Below are 18,870 nucleotides of genomic sequence, written 5' to 3' on the forward strand. Positions count from 1 at the left end.
AATTTATTCCCAATAAGGAATAGGCTCATCTGAAGAAGGAAGAACCATGTCAAAAAATTTAGTTTTTTCGGTTTCAAGTTTTAGCTTAGTTTTGTATTTTTCTGCCTCGTCTTTTAAGCCCAATCTATCGTAAGCTACTATAAGGAAAAAAATACTTTCAGCGTATTCTTCTTTGTAAGATGAATATTGATAGATTACCTTTGAATACCTTTTGACTGCGGATTCATAATTTTTTTTAATTAGATCGAACCTTCCTAAACGCAATAAACTTTTCACCGCAAGTTCACCGTCGTTGTGATTATCTACGAATTGAAAATGTGGAGTTGCACCATTATAATTTTCTTCCTTATCTAAAATTTTCCCAAGTAGAAAGTGTTTTTTGTAAGCAAACTTATCCTTATCCGGAATTAATTTCAATAGAGAAATTGCTTCTTTCATACTCTTATTAGAAATAAGGCTTTCTGATAATTTAATTAAGTATTCAAATTTTCTATTCTCGTAAAATTGAGATTTGTTCTTCTTTAAAAATTCAATTTTTTTTTCAACAGATTCCTCTTTTTCTATTATATCCGAAATTCTAAAAAGACAATCATTTGCCCCATCGTAGTCCGAATAGGATTTTAGATATTTCACACATGCTTCTCTTGAACTTTTATATTCTTCTTTTCGGAAGTATCCGTCTGCAAGCAATAGTAATGCAGAGTCGGATTTTTTTGAACTTTCGAAATCGCTTTCAATTGTTTTATAGATTTTTTCTGCCTCGTCGTAGTTATTTTGAGACCGGTATGTATCTGCTATCAGATAAAGAGATTCCAAAACAAATGGGCTATTCGGAAATTTCTCTTTTAAAATTTCAAACTCCGAGCTTGCTTTTTTAAAATCAGTTTTTAAATAGTACTTACCAATTTCAAATTGAGAATCATCGGATGCACCTTCTTGAAGCTCTGCGGATTCTTTTAAGTCTGCGACTCCTTCTTCATTTCTTCCAAGGGATAAATACGCCATGCCTCTTTGAAATAAAGAGCTTGCGTAAAAGTTTTTTTGAGTATTTTTTGTAATTTTTATGGATTCAGAAAAACTGGAAATAGAGTCACTTAACATATTCATTCTTTTTTCAGTTAATCCCTTGTAATACAAAATTTCACCCATATTGGTTGATCCGGAAATCAATGCTTTTTTGAGAAGTGCAAGGCTCTCCGGAAATTTTTCTGTTCTAAATTCGATTAACGCTAATCTATATAGTGCATCTTTTTTAAATGACTCGTTTGGATCGGTTGTGGACTCGTAAAGTATGGACTTAAAATTTTCCTTTGCTTTTGAATAAAGTTTTAAATTGAATCGCATCAACCCGAGTGCGTGGTTTGCCTCAGAAAAATATTTATCTTTGCTTTTTTCTTTTTGTAAAATTTTTTGAAAAATTCCTTCTGCTCTTGCATACATTTTTTTATCAGAATATACCCACCCGATTCCCATTTCTGATTGAAAACGAATTTCTCTTTCTTTTGAATTTTTTAAATTGTTATAGACGATGAGTGCTTCCGAGTGCTTTCCTGTCACTGAGAGAGAGTCTCCTTTTAAGAGTAGAGCATATTCTTTATTTACAAAATCCGGAAATTTCTCCATAAGAGAATCAATCGTTTGAATACAAGCATCAAAGTCTTTATTTTTATGTTTAATTTTAGCTATTCCGTATAACGCATAAGACACGTATTCTGAATCACTGTAGTTATTTAAAATTTTTTCATAGTATTGAATTGATTTTGAAAAATTTAGAGAAGATTCTTCAAGTTCGGCAAGAGAAAAAAGCGCAAAGGAGATTTGTTTAATGTTATTGGACTGCAATACATTTTCAAATCTATTGATGGCAGACTGCAAGTTCCCATTTTGTTTGTATAAAAAACCTAATTCAATCTGAAAATCTTCCCACCGAGTGGAGCTTGGATTTTTATCAATATAATTCTCTAATACTACAATTGCATCTTTCACTCTGTTTTGTTTCTTATAAGACTTGCTTTCACTTAGGTATGATTCTATCGCCCACTCTGTTTTAGGAAATTTTTGTCTAAGTTCACCCCAATACTGAAAAGCCAATTTATCATTTTTTATCAGTAAAAAAGTTTCTCCCAAGAAATACAAGGCGCTAGATTTTTCTCTGTCTTTGGGGTAATTTTGATAAATGCCAGTAAACTGTTTTTCTGCATTTTTGATTTCCCCAAGGCCAAGTAAATTTCTACCGATAAAAATTTCTGAATCAGAAGTCAAATCTGCAATTTCATAAGACTTCATTTTTGAATTTAGAATAATGTCTTTGAAAACCTTAATTGAAGATTTGAATTTTGATTTTTCAAAAAGTCGCCTCCCGTATCGAATATGCAAAAATGGAATCCTTGGGTGATTTGGATTTTTTTCGATAGCCTCTAAATAGGTAGCAATCTCGTCTTCCTCTTGACCTTTCTCAAAATAAATGTCAGCAATCAATTCATAACCATTTACAGAATACTCATCTTTAGGAAATTTTTCTATAAATTCGGTTAGATATTTTAGAGCTTGGTCGTAATCTTTTTTTGCCTTATGGGTTTTCCCGACCCAATAAGTAGATCTTGCAAAAAAAGTAGAACCTGAATTTTTTTGAATTACTACATCAAATGAATTTATGGCTTCTGTAAATTTTCCGAGACCATAGTATGAAATCCCAAGATGATAATAGATTCCCTCTTTTCCGGGTGAGGTTTCAGGATTTTTAGAAAGTTCATTCAGGATTAGAACAGAGAGCTTATAATTTTTTTCTCGAATTGAATTTATAGCTGTTTGATAATCATTTTGCCAAAATGGTTCAATTTCTGTGAAAGTCGAGTCTGCAAAAATCGAATCTGAAAATTGAAAAAATCTTAATAAGAAGAACAAGAAAAGAAAAAAATACATATTTTAGTCGATTAAACAAAACCAGATAAATTTTACAAGAATTTTGACTTGGTTTCACAGTTGCAATAACTCTAAACAAGATTTTTTTTAAGTTTTGGGAATAAAGCTGTATTCAAATTTAACAAAAAATTGATTTCAAAATATGTTTTATTTTTCGAGGTCGGTTTATTATTACCTAATCAAGCAAAAAAAAGAATAATTTGAGTCCAAAGTCTTATATGTTTTATAAGAATTGAACTCAAATCAGTTCTCATATCCATCATACTGCTTTCTTTTTTAATAGCTCTTTTGCGTGTTCCATAGCACCTTTAGTGATATTTTCGCCTGAGATCATTTTGGCAAGCTCTTCTATTCGCTTAGAATTTGGTAAAGCAGTCACCTTAGTGAATGTTCTTCCATTCTGAACTTCTTTTTCTACTTTCCAATGGTCTATACCGACTGCAGCAATTTGTTGTAAATGTGTAATTAGCACCACTTGATTTTCCTCCGAAATTTTCTTTAATTTTTCTGCAACTATTGAAGCCGTTTCTCCTCCAAGCCCTGAATCGATCTCGTCAAAAATTAGAAGTTTATTAGAATTGTCTTTTTCTAATATCACTTTTAGCGAAAGCATGACTCTTGACATCTCTCCGCCTGAAGCAATTTTTCTGAGAGGTCTCGGCTTTTCTCCTTGATTTGCACTAAAGTAGAATTCGATCTGATCCAATCCTTCTTCAGTTACAATGTATCTTTTTCCTCCTTCTGCAATTTCTCCTTCAGGACTTAGTTCCCACCTTAGTACAATTTGAAGTTTGGCATCTTTCATCCCAATTTCTGATAATTCTTTTTGAAATTCATGTTCAAAGTTTGCGATTGCCTCCCTTCGAAGTTGAGATAATTTAACTGATTGTGAAGATAAAACTCCACACGAATTCATCAACTCTGCATTTAATGATGAAATACTTTCTTCTCTAGTTAGAGAATTTTCTAAATCAGAGAGGATTCTTTTTCTATATTCAAGAATTTCAGGAATTGATTTACCGTATTTCTTTTTTAATTTTCCTATTTCGGAAAGGCGATTTTGTATAGATTCTAATCTATCTTCAGAGAAAAAAACCTCATCTTTCTCGTCTGAAATTTCCATATAGATTTCTTTTAGTCTTGTGAAAATTTCAATTAGCTCTTCCTTCTTTCCATTAAAATCAGGATGAATAGAAGAAATTTTCTCTGCAGAAGAAATGACTTTGGAAAAAGAACGAAAAATAGACTCTTCAGAATCTTCCAATAAATACGTTATTGTATTATAATTTTCAGATGCCTTTTCTCCAAAGATGAGTAGAGATTCTTCTCTCTGGAGATTTTCTTCTTCACCTTCTTTTAATTTTGCATTGTCAATTTCTTCAATTTGAAATTTCAAAAGATCAATTCTTTTTTTCTCTTCCTCTTCATTTTTGGACAACTCATCTAATCTTTTTTTAATTGCTTTGTAAGTGTGAAAATTTTCTTTTACGCATTTTTTTAAATTTACCAAATTGGCAAAATTATCAAGAATTCCGAGTTGTTTTGATTTATCCAATAAAAACAGTTGATCGTTTTGCCTGTGAACTTCGGCGAGGATTTGCCCAAATTCTCTTAAATGTTGGAGTGGAGCCAAACTTCCACCAATCTGAATTCTGGCTTTTCCGTCTGAGTGCAATTCCTTTCTTAAAATTACTTCACCATTTTCGGAATCAAACCCCTTTTCTTTCAACCAATCTTTCGCTTCCGGTTTATTTGAAATATCAAAAATAGCCTCTATTTGGTACTTCTTTGCGCCTGTGCGTATATTCATTGTATTGCACCTACCACCAAGAACCGAAGCCAAAGAATCTAAAACAAGCGATTTACCGGAGCCTGTTTCTCCGGTTATTGCAGTTAGTCCATCCGTTAAGTTCAAATCTAAATTCTCTATTAAAGCAAAGTCTTTCACAACAAGTCTCTTAAGCATAAACATTCTCCATAACCATCATATATTTACTATACGGATTTTAGTCAATCAAAATTAAGTATTTTTTTGGTATGTTTTATTTTTTTTCAATATTGCTTGACTAACTATTGAGTATGGGGTTTTTCCTATTGAGGGAGGGAGCTTTGTAGGACGAAAGTTTCGGGGCTTGCCATCGGGAGGCCTGCCTCCCTTACTCTCTATTCTGAGTATTTAATTGATAATTCGTCTTCAAATCCAAAAATTGTCAAGGCTTGTTTTATTCTGTCGAATTTGCCCATATTGTCAAAGTTGGTTTCAATAAAATATGTATCACTAATTGGAACAGCTTGTCTAAGTCCGCTTGCTTCAGGTGTTTTTGTCAAGCTAAGTCGGTCCCCAATTTCTGATGTAAAAAAGGTTTCTGGTTGCAAGTCAAATAGTTGCTTAAATACTTCAATATAAAGTTTTGATACTTGGGTAACATCAATTTTTTGATTGAAGAATATAGCATACTCTAACTTTTTGAATGTTGGGTCTTCTGCATCAAAAATGTTTATTTCGTCATTCGTTGCTTCGAGTTCAATGTCAATTTCAGGAATTTCCCAAATTTTAATAAAACGTTCCGAAATTGTATTAGCTCTCTTTTCAATTTCAGACTTATCCCACTTCGTTTTTTCTTTCAAATCTCTGTTTAGCCAAAGTCTGCTGAAAGTATAGCCTTGCTCTTTACCGTCAATGTTCATTACTTTCTTGTCAAGGAAAGGCTTGTTACTTAATTTGCCGTTGTTGCCTGATAAAGTAAGATTGCCAATTGTGTTTAGGTAGTTTTCTTTTATCAAATTGTATTCGTCTGCACCTAATTCAATTTTCCATTTTGGGTCAGGATTTTGAGGAAAAATATGTTCAATTGTTATGTCAGAATTTCCTTCAATAACTACTGGTTCGTTATTTTGAAAATTTTCAAGTCGTTCTAATAAATAGGTTCTATTTTTGGGTTTGATATTGTAAACGTCTTTTTCTTTTAGTGCGTTTATGGTTTCTGTATTTCTTGGAAAACGCTGAGCGCCTGACCTTTGCAATAAAGATTTTTGAATTGAAAACAAATAATTGTTTGGCTCAACTTTGTCGTATAAGCCCATAAAGATTTTATTGAGTGCATTTGTCGGTAAGCCTAAAATGAAACGTCTGAATGTAAATGATTGAACAGTTGATAAAACTGAAATGGAAGTTCCTTTATCAATTATATCGTTTGAAAAATCTTCATAGACCTTCATTAAAAATGGAAATGCAACATTTATTTCTAATCTGTTGATGTATTCAAGTTGCGTGCGGATAAGTTTGTCGGGTTCATTTTTAGGATTAGTTAGTTTGTTGTAATATTTAACCAATGACTTTAATTCTGTAAGAACAAGCTCCAATTCGTCAATGGTAGAAGTAGGATATTTTTCTTTGAATTTTAAATAAACATCTCCTTTATTTGGAATTTCCTTGTTTTTAAGTGTTAAATAATCTCTAATAAATTCAGAAACTCTTGTTTTATTTAAGGTTTCGTCCTTTGCGTTTTTCTCGATTACTTCCCAATAGCTTTTGTAAATTTTATCTTGATTTGTTCTTGATAATCCCATCAAAATATAATTTCTAATAAGGTCGGCTTGCGATAATTCAAGTCCAGTTGAATTCAAACATTCAAAAATTCTTTGTGGATTATCTTTTTGTCTGTCAAGTGCAATATCAACAAAAATTAGTTTTGAAAGTCCACGTTGGATAATTTCAAAGTTTTCCTTATTTATTACTGACCTGAAATAATCAAAGTTTTCAATGATTTTAGAGTAACCTTTAAATTCTTCTCCGTCCGTTGAATTGAGAATATGGCGAAGTGCTTCTTTGTTATTTTCGGTCGGTTTTAATTTTAGCTTTTCTTCTTCGGTTGCAAATTCTTTAATTAAATACGTTTTCTGAATTCGATTTACCAACATTTGGTTGTCCAATTGCTGTGCAAGTCTATAAAGTGCGATATAGATTAATGTAATCGTTGTAAGTCTTTGTTGTCCGTCAATTATGGTTAATTCCGTTAAGCCTGATGCAGTATAAATGTCATTGTGAACATAAACTATACTACCAATAAAGTGAGCATTGGTTTTTTCATTTTTGCCAGTTTCTAAAATGTCGTGAAGTAACTGTTTGCACTGTGTCAAAGTCCAATCGTAATTTCTTTGATAAACAGGAATGGCAAAAGTTGTTTCGTTAGTCGCTAAGAATTTATCTACTCTGGTTTCGTTCGCTTTCAATATATCCAAACCCCTAAATCAACAACTTAAAAAAATCTCTCTACTTTGTTTGCAGAGAGATTCGAAAGACAGCTTCCTACTTATGCTTTTTTCTTTGCCTCGTCATAAGAAATTTCTGTAGGTCCTGTATAGATTTGTCTTGGTCTTCCAATTTTTAAATCCGGTGACTCAATCATTTCTTTCCATTGAGCAATCCAGCCTGGAAGTCTTCCCATTCCAAACATAACCGTAAACATATCTGTAGGAATTCCGAGTGCACGGTAAATGATCCCGCTGTAGAAGTCAACATTCGGATAGAGCTTTCTTGCAACGAAGTACTCGTCTTTTAGTGCAGCCTCTTCCAATTCTTTTGCAATATCAAGTAGCGGGTCTTTGATTCCAAGTTTTGCGAGTACGTTATCACAAGCTTTCTTGATTATCTTTGCTCTTGGGTCAAAGTTTTTATAAACCCTGTGTCCAAAACCGCTAAGTCTAAAAGTAGAATTTTTATCTTTTGCTTTTTCAACTACGGTTTTTACAGACCAACCGTTTCTTTTAATATCTTCAAGCATTTCCAATACTTCTTGGTTGGCTCCACCGTGTCTTGGTCCCCAAAGTGCACAAATCCCCGATGAAATTGCAGCGTAGATATTTGCAAGACTGGATCCTACAAGTCTTACTGTGGAAGTGGAACAATTTTGCTCGTGGTCGGCGTGTAAAATCAACAGTAGGTTTAAGGCTTTAATAATTTCTGAGTCAATTTTATATTCTTCAGCCGGAACACTAAACATCATGTTTAAAAAATTACCGCAGTAATCCAAAGAATTATTCGGATGAACTGCAGGTTGACCGATTGATTTTTTGTATGCGAATGCTGCAATTGTTGGAAATTTTGCGAGTAGTCTTCTGATCGAGATTTCTCTATGAGCCGGGTTTTCAGGATCATAGGAATCTTGGTAGTAAGTAGAAAGACTTGCAATCATGCAAGACATGATAGCCATCGGGTGACCGTCTTTTGGAAAACCGTTGAACAGTCTTTTTAAGTCTTCGTGGATCAGTGTATGCTTGCATAAAGAATGATTCCATTCTTTTAGCTCGCTTGAATTCGGTAATTTACCGTAAATGAGTAAATAAGCTACCTCTGTAAAAGTTGACTTCTCGGCAAGTTGCTCTATTGGAATTCCTCTGTATCTTAATATTCCAAGCTCTCCGTCAAGAAATGTAACCGCACTTGTGCACGCCCCGGTATTTAAGTATCCGCTATCCAAGGTAACATACCCCGATTGTGCCCTAAGTTTTGTAATATCAATAGCTCTTTCTTTTTCCGTTCCTTCAATTATGGGAAGTTCAAATTCCTTATCTCCAATTTTCAAAATTGCTTTATCTGCCATATTTTTTCCTTATTACAATAGTTTATTCTTAGTATAATAAATACATAGAGAGTAGGAAAGCATTTTTTTTAAAAATCGTATTATAGAAGATAAAAAAGATTGCAATTTTATATTTTTAAAGTAAATTTAGTCTTTTCGGGTTAAATGAAAATGCTTGACTCTTATTCCACAAAATTTCTGCCTTATCGGATACTAATGCTACTCGTATTTTCAGAAGACTGGTATCTTTTATTGCAAACCTGCCGATCCATGCTTTCGGCTTAAATTGTTACTAAACACAGAATACACTGGATTTATTTCTAAAAATTTTTTTCAGGTTGTGGTCAGTGTAGATATGACTAAGGATGAACTTCCAATAAATGAGCTTAGGAAGTTTTGTAAAAAAGAAGCTGACAGAAAAAAAGAACAGATAACAATAGAGTATTTAAAAGAGAATTACATTTTAAAAAAAATTAAGAATAATCCATTTGCTTCTGTAAAAGAGAAAGCAAAAACAAAGGATAAAAATATTGAAGAATCCACCGAGAAGAAAAATGAAGTACAGGCAGAAGAAGAGATTTCCAAAGAATCCAATACATCTCTCTATAACCCTAAAAACTACCAGCTTACACGTGGAGAATTTTATCCATTTTTAGAATCTATGTTTTTGTATAGAGAAGATTATTCTAAACCCGAAAAATGTACCTTTGTTTATAGGATTATCGAAGACGGATTATACGAAAAAATCGAAAAAACAAATAAATTTATTGAAGAGAGTGAAACAAAAATATGAAACAACTAACCTTGCTATTCCTAATTCTAATCTTAAATTGCAACACACCAAAAAAAGAAGATTCTGTTAAGAAAGAAAAAAGTAATTCAGACTCTACAAACCAAAATTTGGATACGACGAAAAAAGAAGAACTTGAAGAATTTATTAGCCCTAAGGAAGGATTTGTAACACAATCGGTTTTTCAAGTTGTGGTATTTTCGCTTAGCGATTCCCTTCAAGAAGCAAAAAGAGAAGCCTTGGACATAGCCAAAAGAAAATCTATCAATTTGTTAATATCCAACACAAGACAACCTTTGAGCAGTCAAGGTAGAAATGAAATTAAGTCCATTGTGGAAGAATCAGGAAAAATCACGAAAGAGTCGAGCAGACTCGAAGGGAAATACTACTTTATCTATAAAATCGAAAAACCGGGTTTAGAGATATTAATCAAAGACAAATTAAATTAGCTCTAATGAAATAGAGTAATATCGAGAATTAGAGCAAAAATAATTACCGGAAGATAAATTAAAGACCCATAATACACTTTTTTCACTTTGGAAAAGTCCCCGTCTTTGGTTTGCATTCCCGAGTAGGCTTCTTTGCTAAACCATACCCCGACAGCGAAGCTCACTACCCCATAAAATAGACCTGATACTCTAAAATACAAAAGTAGAAGACTAACCGGAATCATTATAATAGAATAAATAAAGATTTGAGATTTTATGATAGATTCTTTTTTTATAGTCGGTAGAGCTTTTATACCTGCAAACTGATATTCATCTTTTCTGATAAGTGCAATTGCAAGAAAATGTGGAATCTGCCATAAAAATAAAATTAGAAATAGGACAAGTCCGGGTTCACTAACCTTTCCGGTTGCAGATGTCCAACCTAAGAGTGGAGGAAATGCACCCGGAACTGCACCTATAAATAGTGCAATAGGAGATTTATACTTTAATGGAGTATAAACCCAAACATAGAGTACTAAAGCAATTCCTGCGAGTAGTGTAGTAATTCGATTTACAAAAAAATACAAAATCAAAAGTGATAAAACACCAAGTACTACCCCAAAAATTAGAGCAGTTTTGGAGCTTAATCTCTTGTCGGGCAAGGGCCTTTTTGAAGTTCTCTTCATCAGTGAGTCTGTATCTCTTTCGAGGTACATATTGAGTGTATTAGCCGAGGCTACAATAAGTGCAACCCCGAGCATGGAATACATTAAAACAGATGCAGAGAATTCTGCATTCGATAAATAAAAACCCCCAAGTGCCATAAGCACACTCATAAGAGTAATTCTTGGCTTACTTAAAAGAAGTAAATCTTTTAAAAAAAGTAGTCTTGAATTTTCTTTCAATTTATTAATCTCTATTGAGTCAGATGCCATGTAAACCCGTTCAATTTATTAAATATGACTACATTACGAAATCCATTTTTAAATTCAATTTGTTTTGTATCCGTATAATCCCAATTTCCGTCAGATTTATCTCCAATCATAATCTGAACATTGTGTAACCCGTCTTTTTGGGAAATATATTCTATGGCAATACTATTTCCGTCTTTCCAAATCCCTTGTGGAATATATGACTTATTTAGGATTTCTTTTCCGTCGATTAATATTTTCATCCTTACATTGGCTCTTGTTCTTTCGCAATGTACCGGTTTTCTCATGTGCATAGGTAATTTTTCAAGCTCTTCTTGGGTCAAAGTCCTGCAATTTTCACCTGCAAAACCAGGGTGCTTAAAACTGACTACGAGTTCACTATCTGAGTGCTTTAATAGATTGAAACGTAAATCACTAAAAAACCAAATTCCTACCCCGAAAAAAATCGTAATCAAAAAAGAAAAAATTCCAATTTTAGCGAGTCCATAAGGTTTTTTTTCGTATTTGGACTTTTGAGTTTTTCTGAAATCGGCTGCTTTCTTTTTTATATCCTGAAAGCCCAAAATAGACTTTTGAAGATAAAGAACCCTATTCTGGTTTTTGACTTCTTCTTTTAAGAAAGGTTTCCTGCCTTCAAAAATTCTTTTTTCTGTCCATGTTTGTCCTTCTCTATACGTTGCATTTCCATCGGCACAGGATACTACCATTATTCCGAGTACATTTTTAGATAGAAGTCTGTCTATCAAATGGGCGTGAACCCAACCTGCACAAGGAACTTGCATGACTCGATAACCTTCGAAATCGGAAGATATACCTTTTTCTTTGTCATTCATTTTTATATTGAATGATTCTGAACAAACAAAGGCGATTAGCTCCTTGTCATTCGCTTTTTTCACAATTTCATCAGACCAAGTATCTACAATATCTTTCCCGTCTTTGACAGTAAGCCAAGGAATTCCTATACCATTTGTACTGCAAGATGCATTGCATATACCACAGCCAACGCATAAGTCAGGATTGACCCATGCTACAGAATCAAAATGCTTCCCATCTGTTCTAGGAATCATGGATATTGCACTATACGGACAATCTACATAACATACCCTGCAAGCGTTGCACCTTTCAGGGATAACTACAGAAGGAATCACTTTTTCTTTTGCAAGCCACCAAGGAATAGTAAATACGATAATCCCACCGAAAAACAATAAGCCCCATATTGCTCCCCCTGAGAGTCTGTCAAAAATATAGAGTGGAGCTAAATACCAATAGTCCATAGTAAAAGTAGTCGTAATTGTGTTCATTTTGGCAGGGATTTCATTCACTGCCGGCTTCCAGATTGACAATACAATCATAGAAACTAATAGCCAGATGATTGCATTCCTACTTATAAAAAATTTGGACCTATTGAGCCTCGTGATATGGAGCCAAAGCGCAAAAGCCATCGCAAGCGGAAGTAACATGTGAAAGAAGAATACTACAAAAAACAATAGAGTGTTAATATCAGAGTCAGTGAGAAAAGATCTGGATAAGGGGTCGGCAAAGATAGGAAGCAGGTCGAGTAATTTTGCAGTTCCAAGTGCTACTTCTTTTGCTCTCACATCCCATACTAACCAGTAACCGATCCAACCAATTAGCCAAAGCATACCAATAGAAAATAGCCCCGTAACCCATGCAAGCCATCTGGGTCCCGTAAATCTTTTTGAAAAAAATAGAGTAAGACCGTGTAGAGTTGCAAAAAATATGCAAACATCAGAGCTGTATCTGTGGAGGGAGCGAATAAGCTGGGCTGTGAAAAAATCTGACTTCATGTTTTCAAGTGAGCCATAAGCCTGATAAACACTCGGTATATACCATAAGAGTAAAAGTACGCCTGTAATCGCAGCAATCAGAAAAGAAGTGTTTGCAATCGCACCGGCCTGTGCAATTGGATTAAAACTAACAGGAACAAATTTTGCTGAAATATTATTTAAAAAATCAAAAAATTCATGAAATGGTTTAAACAAAAATCCAAGCCTGACTTCAGGTAGGGCTGAATTGTTTTTTTTGGGCTGGTAGTTGAAATTCTCACTCGATGTTGAATTGGAACTTTTCAAAGAGGGTTGTTCCTCTTCTATTTCTATACTCATTATTTTTCCTTAAAATTAATTTATTTTTTCGTTTGCTAATAGTCGGACTGCTTCTTTCAACCACTTTTCTTGTAGTTCTCCCAAACTAAACCGATAGGCAATTTTGCCTTTTTTATCAATAACTACAAATAGGTTATTATGATCGATGTCCCCATTCTCAGAATTTTTTCTTCTTTCAAATGAATACTTGTCTAAAACTTTTTCTACTAAGATTGGGTCGCCATTTAAAAAATAAACTCCTGGCATATCCAGACCGTGTCCTTTTGCAGTTTTAGTCATTGTCTCTTTGGTTTCCTTTTGTGGGTCTAAAGTAATCGCTACTAATTTGACTTGGGATTTTTCTTTTTCGGTCAAAGAATTTAATACTCTTTTCGCCTGAAATAAAATCGTAGGACAAGATTTACCACATGCAGTGTAAAATGATGTAATGATTAGAACTTGGTTTTTGAAATCAGAAAGTTGAACCTTGTGATTTCTGTGGTCAATGAATTGAAAATCGTGGGCAGGAATAGATGTTCTAAGTCCTTTTGCCGGAAATTCGTTGTTTACCGGTTGAAAAGAAGTTTCTGCAAGAACTGTGAAACCATATCCAAAAGAAAGCATAATAAGAAATGAAAAGATTGCGTAAGGAATTATTTTTTTTGGTTCTTTTGTGATAACTTCCTTTAATTGATTTTTCCAAATAGTGCCGATGATAAGCATTAAAAATAATGGATCTAAAACGAGCATGACTACATAGATTGTTTTCATCTCGCCTGTTTCCGGATTATAACCAAAGCACCAGATTTTGAAATCTTTAGCAAAGCTGCCAGTTATATCATTTGTATCCGGGATAAATAAAACTACGCTAAATAATAGAGTAGTGAAAAAGAGCAGAAATAGCGCAAAAGAAGGAAATTTCCAGCTTGCGATCCAATCCGAAATAAATTCAATTGTGCTATTTTCGGCCCCTTTCTTATTCATTCAAACTGTGCAAAGATTAACGAACGTACCAAACGTCTGCAAGAGCCTTCCAGTTTGCAAAATAATAAACTACAAAACTAACGAGTAGAATTATCACAAGAACCATAGTTCCGGGAGTCTTGTGCTCTAATGCGCTAGTGTCTTTTTTAGAATCAGCAAGAGGTGCAACCTCTCCCCAACTCTCCATTGGCTTACCTGCGTTGGATTTTCCAAAAAATACCGCAGCTACAGTTAGTAGCACAAAGATCAGTAAACCGGTGAATGCAATAATTCCACCTACGCCAAGCAGTCCAAGCCAGATATGAGCACCCGGATCTACACCTGCACTCAATTGTGCACCGGTAAATTCTACGTCCCAATGTCTTCTTGGTACACCGTAAGAGCCTGCAAATTGCATTCCCATTAACATGGTTACAATTCCAACTGCAAAAATCAGAGGTTGAATCCTGGCTAATCCTTTCCAATAGTATTCTCTTTGGAAAATTAGTGGAACAACATAATACGCAAGACCCATGAATGCAAGTGTAGTTCCACCAACTACTGTAGCGTGGAAGTGACCAGGAATTCTAAGAGTATTGTGTGCAATGATATTAATCTGTTGGGTTCCAAGGGTTACACCTGTAATACCACCGATAAAACCAAAAATTACAAGAGACATGAATCCTGCGCTAAAAGCCGGATTTTTCCAAGGAGCGTTCAGTAGCCATCCAAATAAACCTTTGTCGTAACCTTTTTTTCTCATAGCCACTTCTAAAGATGCAGGAACTGTAAATCCATGAATCATGGAAGCAAGTACAGCCAAATACATCGCATAAGAAGTATTCCATATTTTCCAAGAAGCACTCACACCAGGGTCAACAAGAGCGTGGTGAGCAGATGCTAAATTGATAAATAGAATGTAAAGAACGAAAGCTCCTCTACATACTGCTTGGTTTAACGGTCTTGCACCGGCAGCCATAGTCATAATTAAGTACCATACAGATACCATCGCTGTAACATTAATTTGCTGAGAAGCGTGTCCAAGTCCCCACCAAATCATCCTGTACCAAACAGCATCCACTGTAAACCCTTGAATCCATCCGGTTGACCAGATAAACGCAGCACCTACTGCAACAGCACCGTGTAAAATCGTGAATACCGCAATGATAGCAGCTGCAATAGCACCAAAAACTACTAATGGAACTGAGCCTTCGTAAGTTTTGTCTCTTTTTGCAATATATAAAGTAGCAAAAAAGTTAAACACTGCAATTAGTGCACCTACCGCAAATACTATAATCCCAAAATAAAAAAGCGGATGAGCTTTTAATGGGATGTAAGATGTCATTAGAACATCTCCGTACCCACCAAGGATCATATAATCTACTAAGATTGAGCCTATTAGCATTAGTGCAAAGGAAGCCCATGCAACTCCTGCCGAGAATAACTTTGAATTTAGAAGAGTAGTACAAGTAAAATATAGAATTGCAACTTCCATAAATATAATCCAAAAGATTAACATATTTAGACCATGGAAAGTTAGAAGTCTATAGTACCACTCTGCAGGAAGAAGGTGAACTGTAGGCCAACGAGTCAAAGCGATCAGTAGTGCCGCAATCCCACCTAAGAGTAGGAATACTACCGCCATTACTGCATTCAACTTTATAAATAGTTGAGCAGTCAAAGATACAGGTAAACCGGTAGTGTCACAAACCCTAGCTTCACTTGAACCGTAGTTCCCTTTTAAAAAACCAGCTATATTTAATGCCTTTGTTGTCATGTATTTACTCCACTATTATTTTACCGGTCATCGTGTGATGCCCGATACCGCAAAATTCGTTACAAACTATTTGATATTCTCCCTTTCTGGTAGGAGTCAGAGTTAATATGTGATCGTAGCCAGGAACAATTTGAAAATTCATATTCACGGGTAAGAGTGAAAAGCCATGCTGGAAATCTAAGGAAGAAATATGTACTTTATACTCTTGACCTTCTTTCAATTTTAAAATTGGAAACCATTTCCAACCTGCACCTTGAAGGTAAGCATCTCCACCAGGGATCGGCTCTACAATAGGTACACCTTTTTCTTCTCCAACTTTACCTGCTTCTACAAACTTAGCTACCTGACCGGCAAAATCAGCACCTGATATTTTATACGCATGACCTGTGCTATTTTGCTTTCCTTTGAAATGCCAGTAGGGCATCATAATACTTAATACGATACACCAAACTATTGCAAGTCCAATCCAAACTCTTTCTCCACCTTCTGGAGCTTTAAACCAATCTTTTGCTGGTACAAATATACTCATTTTTTAGCTCCTTTTATGGTAAAATTGCCTTTGGAAGATTGAGTAGCTCGATTGTTCCCCATACTGAATATGAAACGGTAGGGACAACAATACCGAGTACTAATAACAACCAGGTATTATCCATAAGTTTTTGAAGTATGTGTTTATTTTCCATAATTCTATCCTCTCCTATTTTGAAACCAAATACTTGTCAAAGAATTTCAGATTTGAAATTCCTTTTTGCCTTTTTTTTTCGTTATAAGATTTGAAAATTAGTAGAATTGATTTTCCTGAATAAAATAAAAATATCAATCCACCTAAAATCGCTACAAATCCACCGATTCCCATGAGGCTCATACCGATATGATCCGAAAGAGTTTTCACTTGTTGTTCGTTTCCATACAACTTTCTTCCCATACCATTTAAGCCGGCAATCGCAAACCCTGCTGCAAACACCGCTTGACCTATACCAAAAATAAAAGGCTGAACTGAAATAAGTCTTGAAGTTTTTATTTCTTCATCGAATTCCCAAGACTCAAAAATTATAAATGTAAATGCCATAAATGATACTGTCACAGCACCTATAGAAGCATGGTAGTGAGCCGGAACCATTGTATTGGGTCCTTCTATTAAGGCTCCAAATGTAAATCCAAGAATAGTTAAAAATATACTGGATAAAAGTCCATTGACCCTTAGATCAAAAAAAGAATATTTGTTAAAGTTTTTATTTTTCCAAATAGAAAAAAGAAATATCGTAATAATGGCTAAGGTAAATGGAAATATCCCATATCGCATTAAAGTTGTAAAAAAATTCCTATAATCGTTTGAGGTTGTAGGTTGGGAAAAAACATAAGGGAGTGAAACAATTGCAGGGAATAAAAACAATAATAGAAAGTATCTGATCCATTTGCCTTGAGCAAAATGTTTTGTAGTAATGGAAGAAATTAAAAAGAACCAAACTGCTATTTTTGCAACTTCTGAAGAAAATTGAAGTAAGTGCCCCCCTCCCCATACTAAAACTTCATAATAATGATCTGTAGCGATATCTTTAGATGTGTTCAAAATAGAAACAACCATAATTTCAATGGCAATTATAAAAAATACTACAGAGATTCTAATAGCTAATTGAGATAAGTTTGATTCTTCTTCTTTGGATGGAATTACCCTTTTGTCTATAAATGTAAAAAATATTCCCATAAAAAAAAGTCCAAGCCCAACTAAATACACTGGATGATCAATTACAGGGATATAGTTAGATAAAATAGGGTATGCGTTTGGAACTCCTGCAGAAAACACCATTAGACAAACACCTAATAGAGAAATAAAAAAAGAAGCTAACTTCCAGAGTTTTAGATCCCGACTACTCTTTAAAAAAACAAAAAAAATAGACGCTATAAAAGAATAAACCCAAACCGAAAGAGCTAAGTTGACGTGAACTACAAGACATCTTTTGAAAAAAAGTGGATCGGTAATAAAAGGACTGAAAACTGGGATTCTTGCAATTACAAGTAGTAAGGACAATAGTCCTGCAAGAATTAAACTGCCAACTGAAAGCGTTAGCCATAAAAATGCGTAAGTCTTATCTTCCTTTAATTCACGGATTTCAAAAGACACAGTACGCCCCCTTCATAGCCAATAAGAAAATCACCCACTAATTCTGAAATTTTCAACCCTATTTATGTCAACCTTTTTTCGTAATTTTGAATTTTTCTCGCACATTTTTTATTTTTTGAAGTCAAATATTACTTTTTCTCTTGATAGTACAGCTCGATTATTAGTTTTTGACTATTTTTCGCTTGTTTTGCTTTTTTATCTAATTTTTTTGTTTCTTTTAGTTTTTTCGCCACTTCTTATGTCGTATCAGCCTATTGTATCGTATAGTTTTTCTCTTGGAGAGGTAAACTCCTATCATAATCGAACTGACCTTGGGTGGAACTCAAAGTCATAGAACTTGGCAGGATGATTATGTCCCATCCGGCAATGTCAAGTAACAAAGAAGGTAAAAGAGCCGTTCAGGAAATACCAAGCCATTGAGCAAACTCACCAAGCTCAATCAATCTGCGTTCTCTGGACGAAAATTCTTCTTCTGCAAGTTTTGCCCTTCTTCCTGATACACCGTCTTAACACAATCCAACTTTTCAAAAGTCCTCCAAAGTAACACATTGCGATACCTCTCCAGCAAATCATGCAAGTAATCTTCTCTCGAAATAGTTTCAGTCCTCGAATTAAACTCATCCATAAATTTTTCTGGAATAAGCAGACTCGATTGGGTTCGCTCAAATTTTTCCGGGTTCATAGTATTCTCCTAATATAAAAGTTTTTTAATCTTGTTCTCTGATATAAGGTAAAATAATAGCGTGATAGAAATAAAATTTTTGCGATTTTCTGAAGAAATTTTTCAACTTTTACAGAAAAAGTCCCAAATCTGTATTAAATGCGTAATCTCTTGAAATTCCCTAAAACGATGGAGTTCCCACATTTTTGCGTGAAAGGTGAACAATTGGTATAAAGCATGCACTTTACAGAAAAGAGTGGAGATCCCACATTTTAGCACGAAAAGTGTAAAATCTGCACTAAACGCGAAATCTCAAAAACTCTACTAAAGCTCAAAACCTTATCCTAAAAGATACACCTAATTGCAAAGATTCTACCTTCACGATTCCCGACCTTAGACCTCCGTCATCAGTCCTCTGAATTGTGTTGTGCTGAAATACGTTGACCGTTTTTATGAGTTTAAAAAAACAAAACAAATGACGAGTGAAGTTGAATTAGAAAAAAAGAGAATACTAAAATAAGGCAAATGCGATATTTTAGTATACCATTTTTTATATTTCACGGGAGTTAGACGATACAGGATACACTA

Annotated in this window: 13 protein-coding genes; 2 read left to right on the plus strand and 11 right to left on the minus strand. The window is 34.3% G+C overall.

From position 1 onward, the window contains the following. Positions 1–3: 3 nt before the first annotated feature. From HS129_05320 to HS129_05335, 4 genes are all read right to left on the minus strand, one after another. Positions 4–2,904, minus strand: a complete 2,901-nt coding sequence (locus tag HS129_05320; GenBank protein ID MBE7411475.1) for a tetratricopeptide repeat protein — start codon at positions 2,902–2,904, stop codon at positions 4–6. A gap of 277 nt (positions 2,905–3,181) precedes the next feature. Beyond that, entirely contained in the window at positions 3,182–4,888 is a 1,707-nt protein-coding gene (recN, locus tag HS129_05325; GenBank protein MBE7411476.1) for a DNA repair protein RecN, read from the minus strand. A gap of 197 nt (positions 4,889–5,085) precedes the next feature. Beyond that, positions 5,086–7,155 carry a DUF262 domain-containing protein gene (locus tag HS129_05330; protein ID MBE7411477.1) on the minus strand — a complete coding sequence of 690 codons (2,070 nt, stop codon included), beginning with the start codon at positions 7,153–7,155 and terminating at the stop codon, positions 5,086–5,088. 80 nt (positions 7,156–7,235) lie between these two features. Then, entirely contained in the window at positions 7,236–8,525 is a 1,290-nt protein-coding gene (locus tag HS129_05335) for a citrate synthase (protein ID MBE7411478.1), read from the minus strand. 265 nt (positions 8,526–8,790) lie between these two features. On the opposite strand from HS129_05335, the gene HS129_05340 reads away from it, so the two are divergent. Both HS129_05340 and HS129_05345 read left to right on the plus strand, forming a co-directional pair. Continuing rightward, a complete protein-coding gene (locus HS129_05340) occupies positions 8,791–9,297 on the plus strand; it encodes a hypothetical protein (GenBank protein MBE7411479.1) in 507 nt (168 codons plus the stop codon). After that, a complete protein-coding gene (locus tag HS129_05345; protein MBE7411480.1) occupies positions 9,294–9,743 on the plus strand; it encodes a hypothetical protein in 450 nt (149 codons plus the stop codon). The genes HS129_05340 and HS129_05345 overlap by 4 nt, the downstream gene beginning before the upstream one ends. 2 nt (positions 9,744–9,745) lie before the next feature. Here the strand turns inward: HS129_05345 and cyoE are convergent, their stop codons facing one another. From cyoE to HS129_05380, 7 genes are all read right to left on the minus strand, one after another. Further along, entirely contained in the window at positions 9,746–10,657 is a 912-nt protein-coding gene (cyoE, locus tag HS129_05350) for a protoheme IX farnesyltransferase (protein MBE7411481.1), read from the minus strand. Continuing rightward, positions 10,639–12,780, minus strand: coding sequence for a hydrogenase iron-sulfur subunit (locus tag HS129_05355; GenBank protein MBE7411482.1), 2,142 nt, complete (start codon positions 12,778–12,780; stop codon positions 10,639–10,641). The genes cyoE and HS129_05355 overlap by 19 nt, the downstream gene beginning before the upstream one ends. Positions 12,781–12,795: 15 nt before the next feature. After that, positions 12,796–13,743: an SCO family protein gene (locus HS129_05360; GenBank protein MBE7411483.1), complete on the minus strand. Its 948-nt coding sequence runs from the start codon at positions 13,741–13,743 to the stop codon at positions 12,796–12,798. Between the two features lie 16 nt (positions 13,744–13,759). After that, complete coding sequence (locus HS129_05365; GenBank protein MBE7411484.1) at positions 13,760–15,499, minus strand: cbb3-type cytochrome c oxidase subunit I; 1,740 nt, start codon at positions 15,497–15,499, stop codon at positions 13,760–13,762. A 4-nt stretch (positions 15,500–15,503) separates the two neighbouring features. After that, the gene (locus HS129_05370; GenBank protein ID MBE7411485.1) at positions 15,504–16,028 is read right to left on the minus strand and encodes a cytochrome C oxidase subunit II; all 525 of its coding nucleotides are present in this window, start codon (positions 16,026–16,028) and stop codon (positions 15,504–15,506) included. Between the two features lie 168 nt (positions 16,029–16,196). Next, on the minus strand, positions 16,197–17,621 hold the full coding sequence (locus HS129_05375; GenBank protein ID MBE7411486.1) for a cbb3-type cytochrome c oxidase subunit I: 1,425 nt from the start codon (positions 17,619–17,621) through the stop codon (positions 16,197–16,199). Between the two features lie 439 nt (positions 17,622–18,060). After that, positions 18,061–18,303 (minus strand): DUF1564 family protein, encoded by a 243-nt coding sequence (locus HS129_05380; GenBank protein MBE7411487.1) that lies wholly within the window; start codon positions 18,301–18,303, stop codon positions 18,061–18,063. Positions 18,304–18,870: the final 567 nt, after the last annotated feature.

The organism is Leptospiraceae bacterium (assembly GCA_015075105.1).
Classification (GTDB): Bacteria; Spirochaetota; Leptospiria; order Leptospirales; family Leptospiraceae; genus JABWCC01.

Coding starts and splice junctions, on each gene's coding strand:
- recN (MBE7411476.1), bottom strand. CDS start 4,888: ATGCTTAAGAGACTTGTTGTGAAAGACTTTGCTTTAATAGAGAATTTA.
- HS129_05335 (MBE7411478.1), bottom strand. CDS start 8,525: ATGGCAGATAAAGCAATTTTGAAAATTGGAGATAAGGAATTTGAACTT.
- HS129_05345 (MBE7411480.1), top strand. CDS start 9,294: ATGAAACAACTAACCTTGCTATTCCTAATTCTAATCTTAAATTGCAAC.
- cyoE (MBE7411481.1), bottom strand. CDS start 10,657: ATGGCATCTGACTCAATAGAGATTAATAAATTGAAAGAAAATTCAAGA.
- HS129_05355 (MBE7411482.1), bottom strand. CDS start 12,780: ATGAGTATAGAAATAGAAGAGGAACAACCCTCTTTGAAAAGTTCCAAT.
- HS129_05360 (MBE7411483.1), bottom strand. CDS start 13,743: ATGAATAAGAAAGGGGCCGAAAATAGCACAATTGAATTTATTTCGGAT.
- HS129_05365 (MBE7411484.1), bottom strand. CDS start 15,499: ATGACAACAAAGGCATTAAATATAGCTGGTTTTTTAAAAGGGAACTAC.
- HS129_05370 (MBE7411485.1), bottom strand. CDS start 16,028: ATGAGTATATTTGTACCAGCAAAAGATTGGTTTAAAGCTCCAGAAGGT.
- HS129_05380 (MBE7411487.1), bottom strand. CDS start 18,303: ATGAACCCGGAAAAATTTGAGCGAACCCAATCGAGTCTGCTTATTCCA.